Origin of the sequence: Halorubrum tibetense, from assembly GCF_042661865.1 — an archaeon.
GTDB lineage: Archaea > Halobacteriota > Halobacteria > Halobacteriales > Haloferacaceae > Halorubrum > Halorubrum tibetense.
In genome coordinates, this window is record NZ_JBHSWW010000280.1 from 1 (window position 1) to 3,137 (window position 3,137).

At 64.7% G+C, this 3,137-nt stretch carries 5 protein-coding genes, 1 tRNA gene and 1 rRNA gene; 5 read left to right on the forward strand and 2 right to left on the reverse strand.

What is annotated here, in order from left to right:
* The 4 genes from rrf to ACFQEU_RS13650 form a co-directional block, all read left to right on the forward strand.
* Nucleotides 1-88, forward strand: a 5S ribosomal RNA gene (gene rrf, locus ACFQEU_RS13635); the annotation flags it as partial.
* Nucleotides 89-196: 108 nt separating this feature from the next.
* Nucleotides 197-272 (forward strand) — tRNA-Cys (locus ACFQEU_RS13640).
* 90 nt (nucleotides 273-362) lie between these two features.
* Nucleotides 363-1,205: a hypothetical protein gene (locus ACFQEU_RS13645; RefSeq protein ID WP_379783037.1), complete on the forward strand. Its 843-nt coding sequence runs from the start codon at nucleotides 363-365 to the stop codon at nucleotides 1,203-1,205.
* Nucleotides 1,206-1,267: 62 nt separating this feature from the next.
* Complete coding sequence (locus tag ACFQEU_RS13650) at nucleotides 1,268-1,477, forward strand: hypothetical protein (protein ID WP_379783039.1); 210 nt, start codon at nucleotides 1,268-1,270, stop codon at nucleotides 1,475-1,477.
* Nucleotides 1,478-1,551: 74 nt separating this feature from the next.
* On the opposite strand, the gene ACFQEU_RS13655 is transcribed toward ACFQEU_RS13650, so the two are convergent.
* Together ACFQEU_RS13655 and ACFQEU_RS13660 are read right to left on the reverse strand one after the other, a co-directional pair.
* Complete coding sequence (locus ACFQEU_RS13655) at nucleotides 1,552-1,713, reverse strand: hypothetical protein (RefSeq protein ID WP_379783041.1); 162 nt, start codon at nucleotides 1,711-1,713, stop codon at nucleotides 1,552-1,554.
* A gap of 64 nt (nucleotides 1,714-1,777) precedes the next feature.
* The gene (locus ACFQEU_RS13660) at nucleotides 1,778-2,344 is read right to left on the reverse strand and encodes a metal-dependent hydrolase (protein ID WP_379783043.1); all 567 of its coding nucleotides are present in this window, start codon (nucleotides 2,342-2,344) and stop codon (nucleotides 1,778-1,780) included.
* Between the two features lie 118 nt (nucleotides 2,345-2,462).
* On the opposite strand from ACFQEU_RS13660, the gene ACFQEU_RS13665 reads away from it, so the two are divergent.
* A complete protein-coding gene (locus ACFQEU_RS13665) occupies nucleotides 2,463-3,077 on the forward strand; it encodes a VOC family protein (RefSeq protein ID WP_379783045.1) in 615 nt (204 codons plus the stop codon).
* Nucleotides 3,078-3,137 lie beyond the last annotated feature (60 nt).

Sequence of the window (3,137 nt, forward strand, 5' to 3'; positions counted from 1 at the left end):
CCGTTCCGAACACGGAAGTTAAGCCCACCAGCGTACCGGGAAGTACTGGAGTGCGCGAGCCTCTGGGAACCGCGGTTCGCCGCCCACCCATTCATACGCGGAACACAAAGCCCACGGACCGATGTCCGTGGGCTTTTTTCATATCTACAGAGCCGACCGCTAGGCTTAAACGCTCCACGTGGGTACGTTCGAACGCGCCAAGGTGGCAGAGTTCGGTCAGACGCAGCGGCCTGCAGAGCCGCCCAACGCCGGTTCAAATCCGGCCCTTGGCTTCTTATTCTTGTCCCGTCCCGTCGACGCAACGCGCTCCGGATCACTACTCGTTAGTAACCGTTATACGGGGGGTGACCCACAGACGAAGCATGCAACGACGCGCTGTAGCCGTATACGTGGCGCTCTTTCTGCTCGTCGCGAGCGTGGCCGGCGTCCTCGTGGTGACGGCGGAGGACCCGCAGGTCTCCCTTGACAACCCGGACTACGAGCTGTCGGAGGGCGACACGTTCGTGGTCGATGGCGAGGAGTACCTCGTTTCAGGGATCACGGTGACGGAGGGTGAGGACGACGAGGAGGACGAGATCACGGCACAGATCGAACGCGAGGAAGTCGTCGAACAGACCGAGACGTGGGCGAACGAGTCGACTGTTGAGGTCGACGAGCGTGAGTGGCAGGTGCGGATCACTGGCGACGACCCGGATTCGTTCACGCTCATCGAGGTGCTCGATCGGGAGGCGATACTGGCTGAAGACGACACGGCCGACAACGAGACGGTCGACCGTGACGGCGAGGAGTTCGTCGTCATCACGGACGAGGAGGGCGAGTCCCGACTCGTGCCGGCCGACGAGTACTTCCCGGCACCCGAGGAGCGAACGTACGACGTGGCTGATGAGTTCGCGTACGCGGACACCACGGTGGCCGTGGATTCGGTGACCCCTGACGAGGTCGTGATCGGGTGGATGGGACCGCAGACGACGACGATAGACGTGGCACAGGAGTCGACGGTGACGGTCGGCGAGACGGAGTTCATCGCACATTTCCCGAACGACTCGACGCTGACGCTGTCGACGGACATCGACGCCTATGACGCACAGCTGGCAGATATCGAGCGGTTCGATCAGCAGAACGACGGGCTGTGGCGCGTGCTCATCATCAGTGTTCTCTCCTCACTGGTGCTGGTCGCTGTCGCGTTCATGCCGTCGCGGTACTGAACCGTTCACCGGTTCCGTTCCCGGATCGACACGCACTACCGTTTCGCACGCGGAGCGTGCGTATGACTTCGACTACGGAGAAAGTCCGTCAGCTGGCACCGCATTGGGGGGTGATCCTCGTCGTCGTGTTCGTCGTGTTCGCGCTCGTCGAGAACACGGTCGGCGAACTCGCGTTCTGGCAGTCCCTGCTTATCGTCGCCGTTATCGCTTTCGGCTATCCGCTCGTGGTTCGGCGTCTCGGGGTCGCCCCCGAAGTCTGGCAGCGGGAGTAACGCTTGGCGGGAGTCGGGGTCGCACGCCGTTACCGTGTCGCCGGATTCAGCTCGCTAGATACGCTTGGCCCGATCTATTCGTTTTCGCCGCCGCCGGCGGACTGTTCGTTCGAAAGGGTCGCCGAACTGACGCCGAACGCGCCGACACCGACGCCGAGCACGAAGGACAGGACGGCCGACACGGCGATCCACAGCGTTGCCGGATGTTCATGGCCCGCGTGAAGTAGTATCTCCATGGTTCTGGTGTGGGGTCCACCGGCTAAAAGGCGTTCATCGCTCACCATCCAACCTTCCCACGACCTAGCCGCGAAGGCGATCGGCGGCGTCGTCGACGACGTCGGGGAGTCGACGCCGGAGCAGCGTGTACGAGACCGCGACGGCGAGCGCACCCCCGACGAGCGGGCGGTACGTCCCGTCCAGGAGGACGAGCGGTGGTGTCGCGGCGGCGAACGAGAGGAGGAGGTCGGACCGAGAGCCGTCGTACCGTATCGATCGCTTCGCGAGTCGCCACTCGCCCCGGACGTGGTCGTACACGGCACGGTCGGTGGTTCGTTCCCACGGTCGGAGCTCGTAGCTCCCGCCGTAGGCGTCCATCCGGGAGTGTACCGCGGCAGCGACGGTAGCGGTAGCGACGGCGGCGGTCGCCGTCGACGGCCAGACGAGCACGACGATGACGGTCGGAACGGCGAGGAGAACGTACCCGCTGGGAAAATGGAGGGTCCGTCGGTGTCGGGCGACGACATCTACGTCCGGGAGAACGCTTCCGACGACCGCGCCGGCGACGACGCTGCCGGCGAGCTCGGGAACCGCGACCGCGACCGGCGTCGCCAGTGCCATCCCGACCAACACGTGTGTCGGGAGCATCATGGGCGAACGAACGGGCTCACGGATCATAAACGCCGTGCTCGGGGGCGATAACACCCATGTCAGCCGATCACCTCCCGATCTCTCCCGGATTTATGCGGTCAGGGATGTAAGACGAGGTATGAGCGAGGAATCCGAAGCGCCGGTGACCCACGACCGACCGGACGCACCGTTCCACACCACCGGAACCGACCACATTACGGTGTGGGGAAGCAACGAGGCCGACACGATCGCCTTCTATCGAGACCTCCTCGGGATGCCGCTCGTGTTGCGCCAGCCCAACTTGGACGACCCCTCACAGACGCATCTCTTCTTCGACACCGGCGACGGCCGGATCCTCACGTTCTTCGTGAGCGATGACCGCCCGTCCGCACGTGGTCAGCGGCCGGGGACCGGCTCGGTCCACCATCTCTGTTTCAGCGTCGAGCCCGACGAGTACGAGGAGATCATGCGTGCGCTCGAGGAGGCGGGGAAGGGGTACAACGTGTTCGACCGGGGCATCTTCCACTCGATCTACACCCAGGACAACAACGGCCTCGTCATCGAGCTCTCAGCGGACAAATACGAGATCCCGAACGACCGCAAGGGCGAGGTGCTCGCGACCGCACAGCGGCTTCGTGAGGCTGACGGTGCCGACTTCGCCCAGGACCGCCACATGGAGGCGGCCTTGGAGGAGCTGGGGCTCCCCGTCGAGAAACACGACCTCCCGGACGCCGACGCCGGCGTGGGCGTATGAGCCGTCGTGATCCGCACGGGAGCGAGGACCCGCACGGCGACCGGACGTTGGGGGCCGCCG